21 protein-coding genes are annotated in these 23,151 nt (G+C 45.8%); 8 read left to right on the forward strand and 13 right to left on the reverse strand.

Annotation, left to right across the window (positions count from 1 at the left end):
- Window positions 1-32: 32 nt before the first annotated feature.
- Window positions 33-1,151 (reverse strand): NADH-quinone oxidoreductase subunit NuoH, encoded by a 1,119-nt coding sequence (gene nuoH, locus BWK47_RS14970; protein WP_162329264.1) that lies wholly within the window; start codon window positions 1,149-1,151, stop codon window positions 33-35.
- A 255-nt stretch (window positions 1,152-1,406) separates the two neighbouring features.
- Here nuoH and BWK47_RS14975 point away from each other — a divergent pair, with 255 nt between their 5' ends.
- From BWK47_RS14975 to BWK47_RS14985, 3 genes are all read left to right on the forward strand, one after another.
- Window positions 1,407-2,552 (forward strand): quinone-dependent dihydroorotate dehydrogenase, encoded by a 1,146-nt coding sequence (locus tag BWK47_RS14975; RefSeq protein WP_162329265.1) that lies wholly within the window; start codon window positions 1,407-1,409, stop codon window positions 2,550-2,552.
- Between the two features lie 102 nt (window positions 2,553-2,654).
- Complete coding sequence (locus tag BWK47_RS14980; RefSeq protein WP_162329266.1) at window positions 2,655-3,134, forward strand: SufE family protein; 480 nt, start codon at window positions 2,655-2,657, stop codon at window positions 3,132-3,134.
- A complete protein-coding gene (locus tag BWK47_RS14985; RefSeq protein WP_162329267.1) occupies window positions 3,121-4,407 on the forward strand; it encodes an FGGY-family carbohydrate kinase in 1,287 nt (428 codons plus the stop codon). The genes BWK47_RS14980 and BWK47_RS14985 overlap by 14 nt, the downstream gene beginning before the upstream one ends.
- On the opposite strand, the gene BWK47_RS14990 is transcribed toward BWK47_RS14985, so the two are convergent.
- Complete coding sequence (locus tag BWK47_RS14990) at window positions 4,388-4,744, reverse strand: hypothetical protein (protein ID WP_162329268.1); 357 nt, start codon at window positions 4,742-4,744, stop codon at window positions 4,388-4,390. The genes BWK47_RS14985 and BWK47_RS14990 overlap by 20 nt on opposite strands.
- Window positions 4,745-4,790: 46 nt before the next feature.
- Between BWK47_RS14990 and BWK47_RS14995 the strand changes: the two genes are divergently transcribed.
- Window positions 4,791-5,405, forward strand: a complete 615-nt coding sequence (locus BWK47_RS14995; RefSeq protein ID WP_204250422.1) for a hypothetical protein — start codon at window positions 4,791-4,793, stop codon at window positions 5,403-5,405.
- Here the strand turns inward: BWK47_RS14995 and BWK47_RS15000 are convergent.
- From BWK47_RS15000 to BWK47_RS15035, 7 genes are all read right to left on the reverse strand, one after another.
- The gene (locus tag BWK47_RS15000) at window positions 5,400-5,888 is read right to left on the reverse strand and encodes a hypothetical protein (protein WP_162329269.1); all 489 of its coding nucleotides are present in this window, start codon (window positions 5,886-5,888) and stop codon (window positions 5,400-5,402) included. The genes BWK47_RS14995 and BWK47_RS15000 overlap by 6 nt on opposite strands.
- Before the next feature lie 17 nt (window positions 5,889-5,905).
- Window positions 5,906-6,889 carry a hypothetical protein gene (locus BWK47_RS15005; protein WP_162329270.1) on the reverse strand — a complete coding sequence of 328 codons (984 nt, stop codon included), beginning with the start codon at window positions 6,887-6,889 and terminating at the stop codon, window positions 5,906-5,908.
- Between the two features lie 15 nt (window positions 6,890-6,904).
- Window positions 6,905-8,203, reverse strand: a complete 1,299-nt coding sequence (locus BWK47_RS15010; RefSeq protein WP_162329271.1) for a TRAFAC clade GTPase domain-containing protein — start codon at window positions 8,201-8,203, stop codon at window positions 6,905-6,907.
- Window positions 8,204-8,232: 29 nt separating this feature from the next.
- A complete protein-coding gene (locus BWK47_RS15015; RefSeq protein WP_162329272.1) occupies window positions 8,233-10,485 on the reverse strand; it encodes a dynamin family protein in 2,253 nt (750 codons plus the stop codon).
- A gap of 538 nt (window positions 10,486-11,023) precedes the next feature.
- Window positions 11,024-11,254, reverse strand: a complete 231-nt coding sequence (locus BWK47_RS15025; RefSeq protein ID WP_162329273.1) for a hypothetical protein — start codon at window positions 11,252-11,254, stop codon at window positions 11,024-11,026.
- A gap of 39 nt (window positions 11,255-11,293) precedes the next feature.
- Complete coding sequence (locus BWK47_RS15030) at window positions 11,294-13,906, reverse strand: M1 family metallopeptidase (RefSeq protein ID WP_162329274.1); 2,613 nt, start codon at window positions 13,904-13,906, stop codon at window positions 11,294-11,296.
- Between the two features lie 196 nt (window positions 13,907-14,102).
- The gene (locus BWK47_RS15035) at window positions 14,103-15,116 is read right to left on the reverse strand and encodes a type I glyceraldehyde-3-phosphate dehydrogenase (RefSeq protein ID WP_010874115.1); all 1,014 of its coding nucleotides are present in this window, start codon (window positions 15,114-15,116) and stop codon (window positions 14,103-14,105) included.
- A 253-nt stretch (window positions 15,117-15,369) separates the two neighbouring features.
- Between BWK47_RS15035 and murC the strand changes: the two genes are divergently transcribed.
- From murC to BWK47_RS15050, 3 genes are all read left to right on the forward strand, one after another.
- On the forward strand, window positions 15,370-16,887 hold the full coding sequence (gene murC / locus BWK47_RS15040; protein WP_162329275.1) for a UDP-N-acetylmuramate--L-alanine ligase: 1,518 nt from the start codon (window positions 15,370-15,372) through the stop codon (window positions 16,885-16,887).
- Between the two features lie 71 nt (window positions 16,888-16,958).
- The gene (murB, locus tag BWK47_RS15045) at window positions 16,959-17,912 is read left to right on the forward strand and encodes a UDP-N-acetylmuramate dehydrogenase (protein WP_162329276.1); all 954 of its coding nucleotides are present in this window, start codon (window positions 16,959-16,961) and stop codon (window positions 17,910-17,912) included.
- A gap of 21 nt (window positions 17,913-17,933) precedes the next feature.
- Window positions 17,934-18,287: a hypothetical protein gene (locus tag BWK47_RS15050; RefSeq protein WP_162329277.1), complete on the forward strand. Its 354-nt coding sequence runs from the start codon at window positions 17,934-17,936 to the stop codon at window positions 18,285-18,287.
- A 134-nt stretch (window positions 18,288-18,421) separates the two neighbouring features.
- Here BWK47_RS15050 and bfr read toward each other — a convergent pair whose 3' ends face one another.
- Together bfr and BWK47_RS15060 are read right to left on the reverse strand one after the other, a co-directional pair.
- Window positions 18,422-18,892, reverse strand: a complete 471-nt coding sequence (gene bfr / locus BWK47_RS15055; protein ID WP_010874119.1) for a bacterioferritin — start codon at window positions 18,890-18,892, stop codon at window positions 18,422-18,424.
- 191 nt (window positions 18,893-19,083) lie between these two features.
- Window positions 19,084-19,386 (reverse strand): DUF3146 family protein, encoded by a 303-nt coding sequence (locus BWK47_RS15060; RefSeq protein WP_204250423.1) that lies wholly within the window; start codon window positions 19,384-19,386, stop codon window positions 19,084-19,086.
- Between the two features lie 60 nt (window positions 19,387-19,446).
- Between BWK47_RS15060 and recR the strand changes: the two genes are divergently transcribed.
- Entirely contained in the window at window positions 19,447-20,145 is a 699-nt protein-coding gene (gene recR / locus BWK47_RS15065) for a recombination mediator RecR (protein WP_010874121.1), read from the forward strand.
- 117 nt (window positions 20,146-20,262) lie between these two features.
- Here the strand turns inward: recR and BWK47_RS15070 are convergent, their stop codons facing one another.
- On the reverse strand, window positions 20,263-20,790 hold the full coding sequence (locus tag BWK47_RS15070) for a hypothetical protein (protein WP_237269678.1): 528 nt from the start codon (window positions 20,788-20,790) through the stop codon (window positions 20,263-20,265).
- Window positions 20,791-21,030: 240 nt separating this feature from the next.
- Window positions 21,031-23,148, reverse strand: a complete 2,118-nt coding sequence (gene argZ / locus BWK47_RS15075; RefSeq protein WP_162329280.1) for a bifunctional arginine dihydrolase/ornithine cyclodeaminase — start codon at window positions 23,146-23,148, stop codon at window positions 21,031-21,033.
- Window positions 23,149-23,151 lie beyond the last annotated feature (3 nt).

Below are 23,151 nucleotides of genomic sequence, written 5' to 3' on the forward strand. Positions count from 1 at the left end.
TGACATCCCAGCTAATCTTTGTTGGAAGAGGACTAACCGCCAAAGGCCATGGGAAAGGTCAATTTCAGGGCGGCAGTGATGAGAAGGTTTGCTAGGGCAACGGGCAATAAAAATTTCCAACCCAAGTTTAACAATTGGTCAATACGCACCCTGGGCACTGTCCAACGGAGCAAAATAGCAATGAAGATGAGGAAATAGGACTTCAGCACCGTCATGGTGATACCGAGGGCCGCCATCAGCACCTGCAACCAGGAAGTGGTAGGGGCAACCCCCAGCCAATTAGCCACATTTTCCAGGGGAATGGGAAAGTCCCAACCGCCAAGATAAAGCACCGAAAATACCAGGGCAGAAAGTACAAGGTTAACGTAGGAGCCAAGGTAGAACAGGGCGAATTTCATCCCAGCATATTCGGTTTGATATCCTGCTACCAATTCCTCTTCAGCTTCCGGTAAGTCAAAGGGTAGTCGCTCACATTCCGCCAAGGCTGCAATCCAGAAAATCATAAAGCCCACCGGTTGCCGCCAAATATTCCAGCCTAAAATGCCGTAGCCAGATTGTTGATCAACGATGTCGATGGTGCTGAGGCTGTTGGACATCATCACGATCGCCAACACGGCCAGGGAAAGGGGAATTTCGTAGCTAATGGACTGGGCTGCCGCCCGGAGACCCCCCAAAAGGGAATACTTATTATTGGAAGCATAACCAGACATCAATAAGCCAATGGGGGCAATGCTAGAAAGGGCAATCCAGAGAAAAATTCCAATGTTAATGTTGGTAATGACCAAGTTCTGGCCGAAGGGCACGATGAGATAGGAAAGAAAAACCGGCAGTACCACCAGTACAGGGCCAAGGGTGAACAACCAGGGGTCAGCCTTGGCGGGTACTACATCTTCTTTGAATACTAGCTTGATGCCATCGGCCACGGGTTGTAACACCCCTAAAGGACCTGCGTATTCTGGCCCAATCCTTTGTTGAGCGGCGGCGGAAATCTTTCTTTCCAGCCACACCACCACCAACACCCCGACGGTCGCTCCGATGATCATCAAAATGGAGGGGAGGGGAATCCAAAACAGCTTCGCTAATCCTGGGGGCAGGCCAAAACCCTGGAGTGACTGAAGAAAACTATTCTGAAGATCAATGCCTGAAGTCATGGTGCCGTCCGCTGGGAGGGTTGAAATGATTAACTGAGTCTCAGCTCAGCAAGCTTGCCGATTATTGTAATGAAATTTACCTGCTTAGTATAGTCCCAATAGTTTTGATGGTTATGATTAGAATTCTTGAAGGGTGTGGCTGTCTTGGGGTCGGTGGTGTCCTCGTTCTTCAAGATCCCTAGGGGTTTTTCCTTTACCCTGGGGAGGCATCTAGTAACCAGTCCTGTCCCTATCAAAACTCCCTTTTGCCGCCCTATGTTGCGTTTTGCCCGTTCTCTCTATCCCCTGATCTTATCCGTAACTAAAAGTGATCCGGAAAGGGGCCATCAACGGCTTATTCAAACTTTAAAGAAAGTGGATACCATGCATCGCAATGGTTTTGCTGTGGCCATGGAGCAACTAGAGCAAGCTTTTACCCATGCAGACCCTCGTTTACAACAAACCTGTTGGGGCTTAAATTTTCCCAATGTGCTCGGTCTATCCGCTGGCTGCGATAAAGAAGGAGAGGCGGCCGCTGTTTGGCCTGCCCTGGGTTTTGGTTTTGCGGAATTGGGGGCTGTGACCAAATACGCCCAACCAGGGAATGACCGTCCCCGCCTGTTTCGTTTACCCCAAGACCAAGCAGTGTTAAACCGTTTGGGGGCCAATAATGAGGGGGCCGTGGCCATGGCGGCAAAATTAAAACACACTTGGGACTACTATCCCCGTACCATTCCCATTGGCATTAATCTTTGTAAGTCGAAAATTACTCCCCTGGACCAAGCGGTGGAGGATTACGTTTTTAGTTTTCAGACTTTGGCCCCGGTGGCGGACTATTTTGTGGTCAATGTCAGTTCTCCCAACACCCCTGGGTTACGCAGTTTGCAGGAGTCTGACGAGTTGCCCCGCATTTTTGCTGGCTTGCAATCGGCTAACCATTGGCAAAAACCCCTTTTGGTAAAAATTTCCCCAGATCTCTCCTGGGAGGCGATCGCCGTCATTATCGACCTAGTCAAAGAACATAACCTCTCAGGCATCGTGGCCACCAACACCAGCACCAGGCGATCGGGGTTGAAGACAAAAATTTTGCCCCAAACTGGTCAACCCATAGAAGAGGAAGCTGGCGGACTGAGTGGTCAACCCATTCGAGACCGGGCCACAGAAGTAATCCGCTATATCTACCAGCAAACCGGCGGCACCATTCCCATCATCGGCGTGGGGGGGATTTTCACCGCTGAGGATGCCTGGGAAAAAATTCGAGCAGGGGCCAGTTTGTTACAGATTTATACCGGCTGGATTTATGGCGGTCCTTGGGTAGTCCCCGATATCTTGCAAGGCTTGGGGGAAAAATTAGCGGCTGGGGGCTTTTCCCATATCAGTGAAGCAGTGGGAATAGATACAATGGGCAAGGCCCCAGAGTAAGTTTGACTAGTTACCGATTGCTCCAACCCTGGAGAAAAGCTACATAATGCCCATTGTCACCGGAGCTTTAGTGGGTTGATCTGGGGCCAGCATCGAACCCCAATGAACAGGCTCTCAATTATTTTTCCCAACCTTGTTATGGTTAACGCTACTTTACCTCCCAATCTCGCTAAGATTGTCGAACGCTTCCAACGGCACACTGACCCCAAAAAACGGTATGAGCAGTTGTTGTGGTACGGCAAAAAGCTGGAGCCGATGGCAGAAGAAGGGAAAATTGCCGCTAATAAAGTCCAAGGTTGTGTTTCCCAGGTTTATATCACCGCTGACCTGGAAGATGGCAAAGTAATGTACCAGGGGGATTCCGATGCCCAATTGGTCAAGGGTTTGGTGGCCTTACTAATTCAGGGTTTAAACGGCTTAACCCCCCAGGAAATTGTCGAGTTAACGCCGGATTTCATTGAAGCGACAGGTTTACAGGTGAGCTTGACCCCCAGCCGGGCCAATGGTTTTTATAACATTTTTAAGATGATGCAAACCAAGGCGATCGCCTTCCAGTTGGGCCAATCCTATGGGGAAAGTTAACCAAGCAAAATTGTTCCTGGGTTTAGACTTTGGTACTTCTGGCGCAAGAGCAGCGGTAATTGATCAGAACAAAGAGTTAATTTGGCAGGAAAAAGTCCCGTTTCCCCAGGTTCCCGGCCCCCAATTGGTTACCATCTGGCGGGAAAGTTTATTTCATCTGTTAGATCAAATTCCCGATGAACTGAGCAGTCAAATCCAGACGATCGCCATTGATGGCACTTCTTCGACGGTTTTACTGTTGGATAGCCAGGGCAATGGGCTAATGGAGCCTCTGTTGTATAACGATGACCGGGGCAAGGAAGTTAAACATTTATTGTCAGAAATAGCGCCGCCGAATCATTTAGTGCAAAGTGCCACTTCTAGCCTGGCTAAACTGCTTTGGTACTCCCAACAACCGGAGTTTGAGCGGGCTAGTTACTTTTGCCATCAAGCGGATTGGTTAGCAAGTTTGCTCCATGGTGGCAGACCCGTTAGTGACTATCATAATGCCCTCAAGCTGGGCTACGATACCCAAAATTCAACCTATCCTGATTGGTTAAAAAATACTCCTTGGTTCGCCCTTTTACCCCCAGTAACTACCCCTGGCAGAGCAATTTCCCGGTTATCTTCCAGCATTGTCAACGCAGAAAAATTCCCTAAAAATTGTTTGGTTTGTGCCGGCACCACGGACAGCATTGCTGCTTTTTTGGCCAGTGGCGCAACGCAACCGGGGGAAGCAGTCACTTCCTTGGGTTCCACTCTGGTGCTGAAGTTACTAAGTGAAAAACCAGTAACGGATTTAGCCAGCGGCATTTATAGCCATCGTTTGGGCGATTTATGGTTAACGGGGGGAGCTTCCAATGCTGGGGGAGCGGTGTTGCAACATTATTTTTCGTCAGCACAGTTAACAGCGTTAAGTAACCAGATTGATCCCGATCAATCCAGTGGTTTAGATTACTATCCCCTTTTGCAACCGGGGGAAAGATTTCCCATTAATGACCCTAATTTATTACCCCGATTGGAACCTAGACCAGGGAATGATGCCGCATTTTTACATGGTTTGTTGGAAAGTTTAGCCCGCATTGAAGCCCAGGGTTATGAAAAGTTACAAAAGTTGGGAGCAACAACCTTAACAAAGGTATTTACTGCTGGGGGAGGAGCACAGAATTTAACTTGGCAAACCATTCGGCAAAATTTGCTCCAGGTTCCGGTACAAAAATCTGTTCAGTCGGAGGCGGCCTATGGTTCTGCTTGCCTAGCCAGAAGTAGTCTTATCACTGCTGATTTTTCTTAATTTGCTTTTTGGCTAACTTGAATGTTTCAGAAAAAACTTTTGTAGTGATTTCCTGCTTTACTTGCACATCTAAAGGAACTGGCTCTTCTTTTTTGAAAGTTTCTTTAACGAAATAAATAAGACCAATTGCCCCAAGGATAATTAGGATAATTCCGAGGGATTTACCCCAGAAGATATAGAGCAAAACTCTGTAAATAAACACAATAAAACCATTATTTCCTCCGTAAGCAGTATAGCCACCTTCATGCTTGAAGAATTCAGGAAAGCTAAAGGCGAGAATACCAATATTGACTAAAATCGCAGAGGGAAGGGCCACCCATGTTAATTTTTCTTTCATATAGGTTTTAATAAGTATTAAAGTAAATTACAATCAACAATAATTTTTGCGTAATAAAGAGACAATTATGGGTTTAATCAATAGGTTGGGACAAGTAGCTAAAGGATCATTGCAGAAGTATGCGGAAGATTATGTAATCCTGAATACTGCCGATAAGCAGGTAATTCTAAAGCCTAAAATAGTGTCATTTCTTTGTCAGAAAGCAACGGATAAAGTAGAAAAATTGACAAATCTAGAGCCTGATCCTAGCGAGGGATTAATTGCTACAGTTATCCATGATAAGGTAACTGTCAAAATTAAATTTACACCAGAGCAGTTAACCATTAGGGGTGATGTAGTGGAGGGGAAACTAAGACTTTTGGAAGATCCTCAATTTGAAACTGATTCATTAATTTATCGTTCCTTGATTGCGGGATGGAAAGTATTCTTGGGTGGTTATATTCCCAATGATAAGCTACCGGAAGGAGTAAAAATTGAGGGCAAAAACATTTTCTATTCTTTCCCTAAAAGCCAGCTAAAATTAATCAATCTACTTTTTAGCTCCATTGAAGATGGCTCCTGTTTGAATTTAGATTTATTAGAAGGGGAGTTAATTGCGACTGCCAATGTGGCAATTAACTGGAACGATTTAAATATAAAAGAATTAATTAAAATACTATAAACGATCAGTTAAACTTTGAAAAAGTTTTATTACCTCTGTTTCTATTTTCTTTTGTTTGCAGTATAGAAGATAGGTTGTGAGATTAATTATATTTATACATTCCTCTTCCCTAAGACTTGAGAATGATTCGACTATTTTTGCAATTTGTTCACCTGTATGATCTATAAGAGGGTTAGGATTAATAGATTTTATTTCTTTTGGTATATCGTTTTCATTTATAGATATTTTTTCGATGATTTCAGTATATTTTGAATATTGCTCATCATGTTCATAGAAATCTTGATTTAAAAATTGAACTAAAATATCGATTTTTCTGAGCGTTTCACTGCTTACTCTTTCAAGTATTAATTGGAAATCTCTTTCTATTTGTTTATTTGGATTACCATACGTATAAAGCTGCCCATAAGATTGAGTAAAATTCTCTAAAAAATTTCTTCCCAATGATATTGTTTCATCAACTTTGTCTCTTGTAAATTCAAGCATATTTACGATGTTATCTGTTAACTTTGTTGAGTCAATCCTGACTGTGGAGGATTCTGGTCTTGATCTTGATAGTTCTTTATGACTACAGGATGAAGTACGATCAATAAAATCAAAATTATTGTCAGTGTCAGTACCAGCACCACGGCTATCAAATTTATCTTTTTTGGCCGTTTACGCTCCTCTGCCCTGCTCTGGGAATTGACGTTTTCATTCTGTTGTAATTGAGACACGCCCTGAATTTCTTTGATTACTTCAGGTTCCTTAACATTAGAAGCAGAACCAAGCCAAATCCCAGCATGATAAAAAATATCTTCTTGCTCCAGTCTATCTGTGACTACAAGTAAAACTCTATCAGACTTTAGTAATTCTTGTCTATCATTGTTGTAGTCTCTAAATTCCCATTCTTTAGGCAAAGGATTTTTTAAAATTAATTCTGATAATTTCTCAAGCTTGCCGTTAGACCTAATTTCAATTGTTTGCTCGACTGTTTGAGTTTCTTCTGTTAAGTTAATTTTATTTAATTTATCTAAGTAAGCCTTAATAGACTCTAAGTCTACTCGAAATTCTTCTTTTTGATAAAAACTGACAAAAGACTTAATCATCTCAAAAAGTGAAGTTTCGTTTCCCAAGATATTTTCAATAGCATCATGGGCAATTTTTCTAACTATTTTTTCATTTTCTGGATTATCGTCAAAAATCAAGGCAAGCAAATCATAGGATCTAAGCTGGGAATCGTTATGGCTTCCATAGGTTTTGACCGATTCAATTCCCGCTATTTCCACCAATAACTTCCCACCACTTCGATAAACCAAGAGAGAAGGACTTGTTTGATCTAACAAATCATTCACCATCAAGGGAAAACCATCTTTGTGGTCACAGATTTTTTCCTGAACAATTTTTGGTGTTCCTATAGGCTGATCAGATTCACTAGCATGTCTCCAATGAATGCCCGTTATGCCGATCGCCGTACTTTTTACATAAATGTCTATATTGTCCAGCATGAGAAAATCTTCCTCTTAAAATAAGGATTGGGGAATGTCTAAATATTTATGTCCTTGAAGAATGGCAAAACCGTCTGTGTTTTTACAACCAATAGCAAACTTAAATAGAGCATTGCTAAAAGTATTAATTTGTTCTTCTGTTGCTCCAATGGTAATTTTGGCTGAAATCACCTCTTCTTCCACTTGAGCTTTTTGCTCATTACTACGATTAACTTGAGATTGTGCTATTTCAAAATCGGTTTTCCGGTCATCAAATAAATTAGCAACATGACGAAATCCCCACCAGACTCGATTTCTTTTTTCTAGCCTTATTTTCCGTTCTTCATATTCAAATTTTGCTCGTTCATATTCTTTTGATTTAATATCCAGCTCTTTATTTAAAAGCTCAAATTTTTCTCTCTCTTCATCTAATATTTTTCTTTTTTCTGCCAAATAAATATTGATTAAAAATAGTAAAATATAGCGTAAAGGTTGATCTCCATCCTTCGGAGCATAGGGAGCATTAATAGGAGTCTTATGGTAGAAAAATTGAATTACACCTGTGTCTTGATTTTCTTTATGGTATGCAAAAGCAATACTGCCAATGGTTTGTACAGGAGTGACTACAACGGAAACCTTATCAATCAGGTCATCAGATTTTAAAAAATCTAGAAGAGCAGAATAACCCAGTTTCACATGCTCTAATAACTTCTCTGCTTCTTGTCCATTTCGGACGTAACTTTCGCTTTTGACTGGTGCAAGAATAATTAGGCGGGGAGAAGTAATATTACCACTAGAAAAAGCATCTTTTAATAATTGCGTAATATGAGATGGAGCATTTTTATCTTCATGCCAAGCGCCAACTTCTTGATCCTTTACTCTACCCCGCTTAGTTTCCATCAAAGCAGTAGAATCAATGGGAATGACAATTGCATCACATTCATTAAGTTTTTCCGCAACATAATTTTTTTGAACTTCTGTTAATTTATAGTTGTCAGGAGTAAAATATTCACCTGACGGATCGGTGAAATCAAGTTTCATGAATTTTTTACCAGTACTGCCAATTTCAAAGATGAATCCTTTAACCCTTTGAGGGTTATCTTCAGGGTTTGTACGAATAACTTGCTTTTTTAAACGACAATCAACATTCCTGAGAACTTTTTTGCATTCTTCTATGGCCCGCATTGTATTGGTGTCAGTTGTCCAAGTTTGGAGATTAGCTCGCTCAAAAGTCTTAGGAAATTCTTCGTGCATTGCTGCTAAAAGACTGGTCTTGCCAATATTTCTGGGAGCAACCATAATGACTTTAAGTTCATTGCCTACTTCGATAACCATAATTAAAAACCTCGATAATTCCTAAATAATTAATTAATAAAAGAAAAAAGCTCAGCCTGACTTGATTTTTCCACTTCCTTGATTGCAGCTAGCCAATCCTTAAGAATTTCCCGTTCCCGTTCCTGTTGCCCAAAATCATCACTCCAGATTTTGCCTTTATAACGACGGAGAAAATTTTTCCACTCATTGGCAATGCCCTGTTGACGAATCACATTATCAATAAACTCCTCCACCATGGCATAGGTTGCTTCGTTGGGTTCACACAATAAATCTTCCAAAGCCGGTCGGAGACGATTGATTGCCTTATCATAATCAATTTCCAAAGCAGAGAAAATTTCGTCCGCTGTTGTGTTAGCAGACACAGATAAAGTTTGCTCCTCTTGAGGCTCTGAAAAACCATGGTGGCCAGCAGTGGCAGTAATGCTGGTTAATCCATCTAAATGTTGACGAATACGGGGCAAAATCAAACCACGATAGGAAAGGCGAAACTCAGTAATAATTCTGAAGCCTTCCTTGAGCATGGCATATTTATCGGGGATTAAACCATAAATTTCCGAGAAAAACTCAGTTCCCTCTGACTCACTGAGAACATTTAACGAGCCACTATTTTTTAGGATTTCAGCAACCCTACTTTTCATTAATTCTACCGTCTGCTTTAAGCTCTTATCCAACATTAAAAAGCGATGGGAAATAAGCACTCGTAACTTATCTTGGTAATCTGGGTAAGCACGAAAAGCTCCCACAATTTTAATTTGGTCATTAATCATTTCAATAGCATCAGCTTCAGATAAAATGCCTTTATTCTCGTTGCATTCGTCCAAAGCACTAATAAAAGCTTCATAAAGCTCATCATTGGGCGCTTGCCGTTGATACCAAATTTCTGATCTTAATTCCTGTAATCGTAGGCTTATCTCCCGCCACCAACCACTATCTTTATCCCCAAACAAATCAGTGTAAACTTCTTCTATATCTTGATAATCGTCATGATCTACATTTCCAAAAATATCCTTACTCTTATTGATAATTGCTTGAATTTTTTGACCAATGACGTGTAACTCTTCCTGGCAGGATTTTGTCATCGTCAAATCTAAATCTTTGATACTATTTGTTAAGTAATATAAAACCGCATCCAGTACTTTGTCCTTTGCTTCTCCAGGATCGCTACAATCTGCAATCAGACAATCTACAAATTCCATGCCCAAATCGCCACCACTAAGTTTAGCTTCAAACTTTTCGCAGGCAATTCTAGCTTCCGGGCTATTTCGTAGTTGATTTAAGACAATAAAAACCCTTTGGGATAAATCACTGACGGCTAACTCCGCCTTGTCATAAAGCTCTGTGTCCTTATCTTGTAAATCATCCCCAATCACATCAGGGCGACGAATCAATAAAATAACATCAACATCTTTGCCTAAAGTTTCCAGCATCAACTGGCGATCACTAGACTTAAAATCGCCTAAGCCAGGAATATCTACTAGCGTAATTTTACCAATATCATCGTTAGGAAAATTACAGGATATTTCTACCTCCTTAACAGCCAAATATTTATAAGGATCATCTGTTTGCAAACTTTGGGGATGGGTCACATATTCCTGAATTTTCTCGACAGAAATTTCTGTTTGATACTCCAAGGGTTTCAGGTAACAGGCATAGGCATGGCGATTTTTATAGTAGTCTTCCTTTAGACGGTTATAAATTGCTTGCTGCTGTTTAGTGCTGTCATGTCCCAAGTTCGGCAAATCAGACTCCAAAAACTGCGAGAAACTATGGGGTACGGGGCTAAGGGAAAGGTCAATGTAGTAAGGTTTGAGAACTTCCTGTAAAAATGAGTTTTCCGAGTGGAATAGGACAGTGGCACGGGTTTCTCCATGGGGATCATGGCTGATTTTACTTCTGACTGCGGTACAGACCCCTCCACTTTTAGCGGGGATAACATTATTGTCTAGGCCGGTTAAACTCTGTAACAGCGTACTTTTACCTTGCCGCATCATACCAATCACCCCGATGTTGAGAGTGCCACGGGAAAACCGAGCCCGTAATTTCTCCAGCACCACTAACTTTCTGGTAATTTCGTCATGGAGACTAAGGAAGTCAAAGCTATTTAATTTATCTTGTACACTAACACTGTAGCCATTGATAATCTTCGATACTTCAAACCTTTTGGTATCGATTAAAGCTAATGCTAACCGCAAAGCCTCCAAATTGGCGATCGCCGTTGCAATTCTTTCTGCCAGGGGCTGACGTTCCTGAATAATGTTTGCGATCTGTAATGCTCTGCTCATGGTTTCATGACACTATTAGTAACTATGGAGCATAGACTATTGTCCTACCCTGATAACCAACGGTAGCAAAGAATCCCAAAAGAGGACTCTCCCAGAAAAATCTCTTAATAAAACTAAATAACTCCATATATGATTACAGGAGTCATTGCAATCTATTTTGGGTTTAAGTGAACTAACTTAATTTTAAGTGGCAAACCTTGAGCAAAGCTTATAAAAGAATATGATCAAGAACTTCACGAACGAATTAGAAGTAGAAGTTATTGTTAAACCCAAACGAAAAAAACGTTTAATGGATCGACTTGCAGAAAATCCGGTTTCTGTTGAAGGATGGCGTAACCTAACAAGAGATGAAATTAACCTGAGTATTGTTCATCACTTGGAATAATTTGTAGCAAAAAGGGTCAAACTTAGACCCCTATGTATTGCGTGAAGCGATTAGCCAATCTCCATTTGGGGCGTTTCCGTCGTCGAGTCTTTCCCCTTGCCCCACTGTTTGCTAATGGCCGCCGTGAGCAGATGGGACAGCAGACCAATGGGTCTATGGGATCAACAGTCCGCCGACCAAAGCGGCAAAAGCTCCAATAAACCAGTTAGTTTGAGCATTAATTCGTGTTTTCACTAACTGCAAGCATTTTTCGATGGCATTAAGTTTTTCATCGGTGCGGACATGGTTAACATCAAGTTTTTTATCAAGCCCATTGACTGTTTGAGCTATTCCATTGATTAGGTCTTTAATTTCTCTCAGGTCTGAATATGTAACGGTTGTCATGGTAGGTTAAACCCCTTTTAGATTAGTGAGTAGAAGTGGTTAATCCTGATGATTTTCTTTGTTGGGGGAAGTCTGGGCAAACTGAGTTTCCAATTTGGCAAGGCGACTTTGGAGATCTTGATTCTCCTGTTGTAGTTTTTCCAGGTTAGTTTGCAGATTTTTAATCTTTTCGTCACTGCCGATTTTAGCTTGGACTTTTTTCACTGCCTCTTCCGCCATGCGTCGCACCCGACCATCGGGGGTTTGGTTGGCCAGATTTTGCAAAATATTGATCGCCTTGGGGGTTTCCATTTGGCCAAGGGCAGAAGTAACAGAAACTTGGGTGAGGAAAAATTCTTCCTGGGCGATCGCCGTTAGTTGTTCCAGAATCTCCGTTAACTTTTCCGGGGATTGACCGATGGAAACAGCACCTAAAGCTCGAATGGCAGCTAAACGCAGGGGTTGAGGCGTACCATTGGCGGTATAGGTTAAAATTGCGTCCACCGCTTGGGCAGAAGTGGTCAGTTGGCTCAAACCGGCGATCGCCCCACAACGGACAACTTCATTCCAGCCGGAGCGATTTTTTAAAACTTCTGTCAATTGTTGAATAATTTCCCCTTCGTTATTTTTAAGCAGACCAGTGCCAAGGGAACCCAGAGCCGTCGCCGCCGCCGCTTCAGCGTAATAACTGGTTTCCCTTTGGGTCAAACATTTTTTAATTGCTTCGTAGCTAGCTTCGGTTTTCACTTTCGCTAAGGCAGAAATAATCGCCCGCCGCACTTTGGGGTGGTCATTTTTGTCTAAACCAGTGATTAACTCCGTCCCCGCTTGTTCCAGGTTAATGCCCGCTAATTGCTCGGCAATCTCCACCCGCACACCCCAGAAAGCTTCTTTTTGCAATCTTTCCCCTAAAAATTCCACCGCTTCCAAACCGCCTTGTTTGCCAATGGCGATCGCCGCTTGAATGCGGGCAATGGGATCGGGGTCATGGGTACATTGGGCTTTTAATTCCGTTAAAGGATAGGCTAATTCTACAGTTTTAAGGAAATTATTGCCCTGGTCAAAACTGATAAAATCTGGCTTACGGGTTAAGGGAAAATAAAAAACCTGCTCCCGTTCTTTAAGCTGTAAAGGAATAACTTGGCTGGTAACTTTTTCTCCGTCTAAAAAGTTAAAAGCAACGGGAATTTTTAAATTAAACAAATCTTTGTGATCACTATCAGCCTTGGCCTGGGTTTGGGTCACCGTTAACTTAGCTAATTTATTGTCATTATCCCAACTGTAACTAACCTTAAATTCAGGGTGGCCGCCCCGGAAAACATACTGATCAAATAGCCAGAGTAAATTAAAGCCCGTAGCCTTTTCAATGGCCCGCAGTAAGTCCACCGTTTCCACAGTGCCATGGGCATGGTCATTGACAAAAGTATGGACAGCTTTAAAAAATAGCTGGTCCCCCAACACCGCCCGGATCATGTGATAAACACAGGCTCCCTTTTCGTATAAATGGCGATCGTAAAGTTCGATGGCTTCGCGATAAACGTGGGTAACAATGGGACGACGGTAGCGGGAACTATCCTCTGCTAAATAGTTACGGGCTTCCCCCAACAGGTAATAGGCTGCTTCATCCTGGCCATATTCATGGTCTGTCCATAAAACTTCAGCATAGGAGGCCATACCTTCCTTGAGCCAAGCATGGGACCAATGTTTAATAACAACTAAATCCCCAAACCATTGGTGCGCCAATTCATGGGCTACCAAACTTTCCGTATTGCGGTTATCCAATGCGGCTCGTTCATCTAGTAAACACCGGTCCATCAACAGGGTGGTGGAAGTGTTTTCCATGCCCCCGAAAATGAAATCTGCCACGCAAACTTGGTCATAGTTGGGGTAGGCATAGGGATAACCAAAAGTTTGGTTAAAAAACTCGATCATCCGGGGAGTTTTGCCCATGCTCCGTTGTCCATCGGCTTCCCTTCCTTTTTCCACGTAGTAGCGCACTGGCAGATCGCCGTAATGATCTACTATTTCGGCAAAGTCTCCGATCGCCAGGGTCATTAAATAGGTGGGGTGAATTTGGCTTTGGGACCAGTGGAAAATTTGCTCATTGCCTAAATCTTTTTGCTCAATTAAACTGCCGTTGGAAATAACTCGATAGGGTTTGGCCACCTGTACTCGAATTTCCGATGTGGCCAATTGTCCTGGGTAATCAAAACAGGGGAACCAATAGCGGGAATCTTCATCTTCCCCCTGGGTCCACACTTGCACCGGCTTATCGGGGTAATGGCGATCGGGCTGGATAAAATAAATGCCCCGGCGGGGATTTTTCAATTCGTACTGAATTTCCAGGGTGACTGGTTCCGTTCCCAGGGGTTGCAATGGGTTGATGGTTAATTTTTCCCCGTCATAGTCAAAGCTCTGGCTCACCCCTTTAATCAAAACCCAAGCAATTTTCAGATCCACTGCGTCTAACATCAGTTGTTCGATACCAGCCCGCACCGGCGTGAGGGTGATGCGACAAACTCCCTGTAAATGCCGTTCCTCCAGATTGATTTTCAAGTCCAAAAAAATATGATTTACCTGCCCCGGGCGATCTGGATTGTAGTGGGGCTTAGCACCGGGCAGTTCAAAGCTTTTGCGTTGGTTGGATTCGGTATCAAAGGTTAAAAACGACATGGGGAAAGTTTCGCCGGGTTAAGGAAAGGTCACCTTTCAAACCATAACCCTGAAAGCATTTCTGTGACAAGCATGGAGACAAAATGAGCATAAGCAAGAAAAATCCCCCTAGGGTAAGGAGGATTAAACAAAACTAAGGGTTTATTACCTAGTCAATTTTTACTGCGTTAATGAGCCAAAAAATCAGTGAATAAACCTATTTCCAGTTTTTAGCCACAATTTCAGCCAAGTCCACCACCCGTTGGGAATAGCCCCATTCGTTGTCGTACCAAGCAATGACTTTAACCATGTCACCGCCCATTACCATGGTCAGGCTACCATCCACAGTGGAAGAGCAATCCGTGCCCCGGAAGTCGCTGGAAACCAATTCCAAATCGGTGTATTCCAACACTCCTTTAAGGCTGGTGTTGGCTGCTTCTTTGAGCACTCCGTTAACCTGTTCAGCGATGGTGTTTTTCTCTACTTGTACTACCAAGTCCACCACGGAAACGTTGGGGGTGGGCACCCGCAGGGCAATACCGTTCAATTTACCTTGCAGTTCAGGAATTACCAAGGCCACCGCTTTGGCAGCTCCGGTGGAGGTGGGCACGATGTTAACAGCAGCAGCCCGGGCCCGGCGTAGATCCCGGTGGCTCGCATCGAGGATCCGTTGGTCTCCGGTGTAGCTGTGGGTGGTGGTCATGGTGCCTTTGATGATGCCAAAGTTATCGTTAATTACCTTGGCGATCGGGGCAAGGCAGTTGGTAGTACAACTAGCGTTACTAATTACTTCGTATTCTTCGTGCTTATATTCGTGGGCATTGACCCCCACCACATAGGTGCCGATGTTGGGTCCTTTGCCGGGGGCAGTGATTAAAACCTTTTTAGCGCCGGCTTGAACGTGCTTGGTGGCCCCTTCATGGGTAACAAAAACACCGGTGGCTTCGATGACTAGATCTACATTCCATTCTGCCCAGGGCAAATTGAGGGGATTCCGGTCGGAAACACATTTAATAGTCTTGCCATTGACGGTAATGGAGTTTTCGTCGGCACTGATGTCCGCATCCAACTTACCCAACATGGAGTCGTAGCGCAAAAGGTGGGCATTGGTTCTGGGATCAGAGGTGTCGTTGATACCGACTACTTCTAACTGGCTATCGGTGCGCCCCAGCCAGCAGCGGAGAAAGTTGCGTCCGATCCGTCCAAATCCGTTAATTGCTACTCTAGTCACGTTCGTCTTGCCCTCTCTGTTTTAGCTCAGTACATTTAAGGATTATTAATGACACCAATCATATCCTATTGCCTGAACACTTAGATCCCGAATTTCAAAGGGGGGGGGGAATCTTTTTCCCTTTCTCTCCGTCGCTGTTTACCGTGGCCTCTGGGTTTTGTCTATGCCTGGGGGTAGAGTTTTTGCTATGATGTCGCTCAATTACAGGTGCGGTGAACCGGCAGGTGATTGTAGACGTTAACATTTATGGCTTGTGAGGAGCGTTGCTGTGGGTGCTGTGGATTTTAGTGGTCGTCCTTTCCATTTTCTGGGAATTGGGGGCATTGGTATGTCGGCTTTGGCCTATGTCCTCGCAAAACGCCATCTGCCTGTATCGGGCTCTGACCTACGCCGCACCCATATTACTGATCGCCTGGAGTCCGTGGGGGCAAAAATCTTCCAAGATCAGGTGCCGGAAAATTTAGACTATTTTCAATCCCTGCAAGTTAATCCGGCGGTGGCTTTACCCACTGGCTCCCCCGGTCCAGGTTTAACCCTGGAGCAGATTGCCGAGTCGGCCAGCAACGGAGTCAATGGCAATGGCCGCTACCAAACCCATTGTTTACCCCAGGTGGTGTGCTCCACTGCCATTAATGAGGGAAATTTAGAGTACCAAGGGGCGATCGCCAAAAATTGTCCTATCTATCACCGCTCCGATATTTTGGCGGCCTTGATTGCGGAGTCCCGGGGCATTGGGGTGGCGGGCACCCACGGCAAAACCACTACCAGTAGCTTAATTGGCTATGTATTAAAGGAAGCTGGGTTGGACCCCACCATTGTGGTGGGAGGGGAAGTGGATGCTTGGCAGGGTAATGCCTATCTGGGCTCGGGGGAGTATTTGGTGGCGGAAGTGGACGAGTCCGATGGCTCCTTGACCAAGCACCATCCAGAGATCGGTATTGTCACCAATATTGAATTAGACCATCCCGACCATTACTCCACCTTGGCCGAGGTGGTGGAAATTTTCCGTACTTTTGAATCCCATTGCCAAACTTTAATCGGTTGTTTGGACTGTGGTGTGGTGCGGCAACATCTTTCCCCCACCATTACCTATAGTTTAGAAAATCATCCCGAAGCGGATTACCAGGCCCGGCAAATTAAGCGTCAAGCCCATGGTAATGAGGTAGAAGTGTGGGAGAGGGGGGTTTGTTTGGGCACCATGACTGTGACTTTGCCCGGTGACCATAACATTAGTAATGCCTTGGCCGCGGTGGCGGTGGGCCGTTTACTCGGTTTAGATTTCCCCGTTATTGCCCAGGCGATCGCCAGTTTTAATGGAGCCAAACGGCGCTTTGAGTGCAAAGGTTACTGCAACGGCATTACCTTTATTGATGACTATGCCCACCACCCCAGTGAACTGCTGGCAACCCTGGCCGCCGCTAAGCAAAAAGTAACCCATGGCAAATACGAACGGGTAGTGGCCATTTTCCAGCCTCATCGCTACAGCCGGACCCATACTTTTATGGCGGAATTTGCCACTGCGTTTAAGGATGCGGATTTGGTGGTCTTAACTGACATTTACAGTGCCGGGGAGCAAAATCCCTACAACATCCGGGGGGAAGATTTAGCTAAGGCAGTGGGTCAACACCATGGGCATGTGGTTTACCAGCCCCGATTGACGGAATTGAGGGAATTTTTGCCTAAAGTTTTGCAGAGTGGTGATTTGGCGCTATTTTTAGGGGCGGGCAATCTCAATCAGCAGATTGCGCCGGTACTGGCGGCCTGTGCCTAGGCTGGGCAAGCTAACCTAGGGTTGTCTTTGACCGTTTCCCCCTGTCCTGCTAATTTTCCGGACCAACCGCCATGATTATTTCCCCCGCTACCCGTCCCACCCCCATGGAACCTCCGGCGATCGCCTTGGCGGGAACAGGGACTATTATTCAGCCCCAAACAAGTCTGGCGGAATTCACTACCTATCGAGTGGGAGGCAAAGCGGAGTGGTATGCGGCCCCCCGTTGCCTGGAGGATTTAGCCGCTGTATTGGACTGGTTTCAGGGTCAGGATTTACCGTTAACTTTTTTAGGGGCCGGGTCAAACCTGTTAATTAGTGACCAAGGCTTAGCCGGTTTGGTACTGAGCACCCGTTATCTCCGGCAAAGCAAGTTTGATGAAGAACAGGGTTTAATTACCGTGGCCGCCGGGGAACCGATCGCCAAAGTAGGTTGGCAGGCCGCAAAACGAGGCTGGCAAGGACTGGAGTGGGCTGTGGGCATTCCCGGTACGGTGGGGGGTGCTGTGGTGATGAACGCCGGGGCCCATAATCAATGCACAGCGGAAACATTGGTGGAAGCGACGGTAATGCGTCCCGACGGCGGTTTAGAAGTTTTAACCAACGAGCAATTAGGTTTCAGTTATCGCACCTCTAATCTACAAAAACATCTTGGCGATCGCCTGGTGGTGGATGCCACGTTTAAGTTAACGCCGGGATTCACCAGGGAAGAAATCATGACCCGCACCACCCGTAATTTACATCAACGCAAAAGTACCCAACCCTACGACAAACCCAACTGTGGCAGCGTGTTCCGCAATCCCACGCCCCTTTATTCAGCCCGTTTAATTGAAGAATTAGGACTCAAGGGTTACCGCATTGGTGGCGCAGAAGTATCCCAACGCCATGCGAACTTCATCGTTAATATTGACAACGCTAAAGCCCAGGATGTATTCAACCTCATTTTCCATGTGCAAGGGGAAGTGGAAAAACACTACGGCATCCTCTTAGAGCCAGAAGTGAAAATGCTGGGGGAGTTTGCTCGATGAACATTATTAAACCTTTGTCAAATGCCTAATCCAGCCATAGGCCTCGCTCAACAATTTGGGGACTACCTCGCCCAGGGTGATTATGCTAAGGCCCACGGGCTACTGTGCTTTGCACTCCAACGCCAGTATTCACCCTCCACTCTGCGGGCCGATGTGGAAGCCATGATTAACTATGGTTCCGGCGCTATCCAGAGGGCGATCGTCATGGCAGACTGCCTCCTCACCGACTGGCAATATCCCCCCATGGAAGCTAATGATCTAGCCTGGGTCTATGTTTCCCTGGAAGGGGAAGATTTTCTCGAAGCGGTGTCGGTTATCGTTCAGCAAGAGGGGGAAAAACTGGCAATTCGCTGGCTAGAATGGGGCCGACCCTGACTTTTTTCCTGGCTGCTCTCAACAGAGGGTTCTGCTGGGGTAGATTTTTGTTATGGAAAACCGTCCCCCCTAAAATCCCTAGGTCTTGAAAGAGGGAGATTTATGGGGTCATCGTTGCTTAAAAACAACCAAACTTAGCTCATTTGGGATTGTAAATAATTTTGGAGACCAATTTTTTCAATCAGCCCCAACTGTTTTTCTAACCAATAGGCATGGTCTTCTTCCGTATCGGCTAGGATTTTCAGCAATAGGTCCCGGCTTTGATAGTCTTGCTCCTGTTCACACACGGCCATTGCTTCCTTCAGGTTGGCAATGACTTCATACTCATAGTCCAGGTCGTATTGCAACATTTCCGGCACGGTTTTCCCCACCCGAATTGGGTCCTGTTGGGAAAGGTCGGGGGTCTCTTCCAGAAACAGGATGCGCTCAATTAACAGGCTGGCATGGGCCGTTTCGTCCTGCATTTCATGGTCGATCCGACTATAAAGCTTTTCCAGACCCCAATCTTGATACATACGGGAATGGATAAAATATTGATCCCTAGCAGCTAGCTCCCCACGCAGTAGCTTATGGAGTTGGGCGAGGACGGCGGGTTTACCTTTCATAAAAAATACCTTGCAAAAATGGACAGCGGACAGAACAACCTAGGCACAAATCTACCTAGACAATAGACAGGGCTAATCTAATTTTAGCCTCCCGACTGCCCCAGGGATCTCTGGACAGTAGAACAGAACTTGTTAGTAACTTTCCTGTAACTTTGAAACTAGATGATTGGGGGACTTTTCCTAATTCTTATCTACAGTCGGCTACGGAGAATAAATTCATAATCCCCACCGGGTTCCAATTGATAATCACTGCGTTCTAAAAAACGTCCCAGGGGTTCAAAAATAAGTGATCGCCCGAGAGATGGTTGCACTCGTAATTTCCCCCCCCGAAAATTCCAGTGAAATTGCCACTCATAGTCCCCAGCCCGCACTTCCCCCGCCAGAAAACCTCCAGGCCAAGAATGGGTAGTCACTCTCAGGTGGGCTTTGGTTTGAGGCATAGGACGTACTGATGGACGAAGAATAGATATAGTTAAAACTAGTGGTCTATCCACGGTGAATGAAGACTACCCCAGAAAGGTTTGCCGATAATTGGCGATAGCGTAGCACAATATATGGGGAAGGTGGCTGTCAATTCCCCTGCCCACCGGCCCTTGGTTTCCACGGCTGTTTACTTGGCCCCATCAGTAAAATTTCCCCTACAAAAGAGAGGTCTTGGCACTATTTATACTCCTCCCCTAGCCCGTCTCATTGAACAATTGCAACGGCTCCCCAGTGTGGGGCCAAAAACTGCCCAACGTCTTGCCCTGCATCTGCTTAAACGTCCCGATGCGGAGGTGGAGAATTTGGCCCAAGCCCTCCTCGACGCAAAAAAACGAGTGGGGCAATGCCAGGTATGCTTTCATTTATCCGCTGAGCCCGTCTGTGATATTTGCCGCCATCCCCAACGGGATAACAGTGTCATCTGTGTGGTTAGTGACCCCAGGGATGTAATTGCGCTGGAAAAAACTAGGGAATTCCGGGGTAAGTACCATGTGTTGGGCGGGGTAATTTCCCCCATGGACGGCATCGGCCCGGAGCAATTGACCATTCAACCTCTATTACATCGGGTTAGTCAGCCAGAAATCAAAGAAGTAATTTTGGCTATTAGTCCCAGTGTGGAGGGGGAAACCACCACGTTATATTTGGGTAAACTCCTGCAACCTTTTACCAAAGTTACCCGCATTGCCTTTGGTTTGCCCATGGGAGGGGATTTGGAATATGCCGATGAAGTTACCCTGGCTAGGGCCTTGGAGGGACGGCGAGAATTGTAAAGTTTGGACGGCGATCGCCAAAAAAAGCGCTGTGAACACAACGCTTAGGAAGATATAGACACTAAGTCCGGCTATCAAAAAGGCCGGTGGAGTAAATTCATCACGTAAACCGACGGCTTACCAAAGACCACGGATGGGCATGGGGGCAGGGGCCGGAGCAGGAGCCACGGGGGCAGGGGCAGACCGAGTTACGGGGGGCAAGGACACGGGCTCAGAGGATTGGAAGTTAATTTCAGAAATGGTAACCTCTTGAACTTCTTTGAGATCCAAACGGGTCAACCAGGTGGGGTGGGCCGCAGAATAAAAGTCAGTGCGGATATAGTTACCATTGTCATCAAAGACGGGCTGGAGCAAAACATCATCACCGGGTTCAGCGGCACCGGCACCATCCCAGTGGTAGATGCGGCTATTGTCGCTTACCTCAATGTAGCCGGGGAAGTCACCATAGGGTAACAGTTCGACTTGGATGATACTACCAACTTTGCCCCGTACCCGACCGATCGCCAGACCGTCGAAGCTCATTTGCTCAGGGTCGGGAAGATACATGTCATGGCCAGGAAGCTGGCTCAATAAAATGTTACCCTTAGTTTGAAAAGGCTCAGCCTGGGCGGGGGGTGTAAAACCTAAGGCCGCAGCAGCAAGCACAACTCCAGAGAGGATCTGAACAGATTTGTTTAACACGATAACCTCGCTTGTGAATCACGAAAATCAATTTTTAGCTAGGGCCAAAGTCTGGACCCCGACGCTAAAAGTATAATATAGTTCCTTGGGGACGGGGAGGGTTTGCGCCCATCCCTTAAAACTTTTTTACCTAATTCCGGTCTTGCCAATCCACTAGCCCTGGCCTTGGGGACTAATATCCAGGGCGAGGAATTGTTATGACAATTAAAGTGTTTCCGCCAAGCTATAGGGTCTGGTGAGTTGTTGCAGTTGTCGTACCAGAAGACTGAGGAATAACCCCACATCGGTGACCACCCCCACGGATTCCACTGAACCACGATCGCTCAGTTTGGTAACCACAGCGGGGTTAATGTCCACACAGACCATTTTCACACCGGAAGGAGTCATATTGCCGACGCCAATGGAGTGCAACATGCTGGACAGCATCAGAATCATATCTGCTCCCTGGATTAACTCACTGTAACGGCTCTGGGCCTGAACTAGGTTCATTTCAGTATCGGGCAGGGGGCCGTCATCCCGGATGGAACCAGCTAGGCAATAGGGGATGTTATTTTTTACGCATTCGTACATAACCCCTTTGCTGATAAATCCAGCTTCCACCGCCTGGCGGATCCCACCGTAGCGCCGCACAGTGTTAATAATTTTCAGATGGTGACGGTGCCCCCCCCGCACTGGGATGCCCCGCTGCATATCCACCCCGAGGGAAGTACCCATGGTGGCCTGTTCAATGTCATGGACGGCGATCGCATTGCCTCCCAGTAGGGCATGGACATAGCCCTCCCGCACCAGATGGGAAAGGTGTTGGGCTCCCCCTGTGTGAATCACCACAGGTCCTGCGGTAACAACAATTTTGCCTCCCTGGTCCCGGATTTGTCGCATTTCCCAGGCAATTTGTTCCACCAAAAGTTCTACCCGACGCTCGCTGGAAACCCCCGCTGCCATGAAGGCAAATTCCTTATTTTCTTTGCGGGTTCCGCCTTCATGGGATTCCACTTTTTTGATGGTACGAATACCTTCGACTCCCACCATGACTCGATCGCCGACCTGGAGATCCCGGAGTAGTACACAGCGGGCCGAAGGGGGATTGCTGGTGACCACAATGGCTGCATCCATCCGTTGTCCTGTCACCTGGACCCATTCACAATTAACCCGCACCTCCGTGGGGTAAATGGTACTGACATAGAAATCATCGGGAGCTACCCCCCCTTGGGTCACCGTTTCGGTGTTGATATCACAGAGTTCCTGGGGAGGGGGCACTGCACCGAGATCAATTAGCTCAGTCATGATCTCTTCCATAATCTGGTGCGAGGGGGCTGAAACCCTGACCTCTGCGCTGGAAGTACTGTTACGCTCCACCCCTAAATTGAAGTTCAGCACCCGGAAACTACCGCTGTTTTCCACCACCAAATCCAGGGCTTGGTTCAGAATACCGGCATCGAGTAGATGACCCTCCATGCGAATCACCCGACTTTCAATGGAAACGGTGGCATGGACATCTGGCAAAATGGGCTCCGTTACCCGCAGGGTTAGACATTTGGCCGCTCCTCCCGCTTTCAAAAATTCCGTCAGGGGAGTTTCCCGCACCTTAAAGCCCGCCTCAGCTAATTTTTCCTTCAGGGTTCGGCTCACCAAATTCATAATGATGATGTCGTTAACATTGACCGCATTGCAGGCAAAATTAACCGCATCCAGTTCCTCGACAATAATCCTTTTTTCCGGCGGAATCCGCATTTCAATTACCCGGTTGGAATAGGCGTCAAACGCAGGGGGATAGTAGAGCAAATAGCCACCACTCAGGGGGCAAAAACAGGTATCGAGGTGATAGAAGCGCTCATCAATTAACCGCAGGGAGACTACTTCTGTATCTAGCCATTTGGCAATGTAGGGATGGGAATCTAGTTCGGAACGGAAACCATAGCCGGCCCACAACCAACGGCCTTCCCGGTCAAACAGGGCATCCCCGGCCCCTTCAAAGGGTAAATCCTGGGGCAGTTCGTAAACGGTGAAACCATTTTCCTCAAACCAAGCTTTGAAATAGGGTTCTTCCCCCTGGCGTTCTTTGTGGTAGAAGCGACTCAGTACGACATTTTCCCCGAGCACCAGCCCCGCATTGGCGGTAAAGACCATATCAGGCCAACCCTTTGCCGGCTTTACCAAGTCCACGATGGCGCATTCTTTGATGGTCTGGTGTAGTTTTTTCCACTGCTCTACGGCCCGTTCCTGGGAGGATTTGTGGATATTGCCCTCCATCCAAGGATTAATTACATAGTCCACGTCGTAGTGGTCGGGGGGGCACATCAAAATGCGAATATCGTCAGCCATGGT

It is taken from the genome of Synechocystis sp. CACIAM 05 (assembly GCF_010222815.1).
Lineage (GTDB): Bacteria > Cyanobacteriota > Cyanobacteriia > Cyanobacteriales > Microcystaceae > Synechocystis.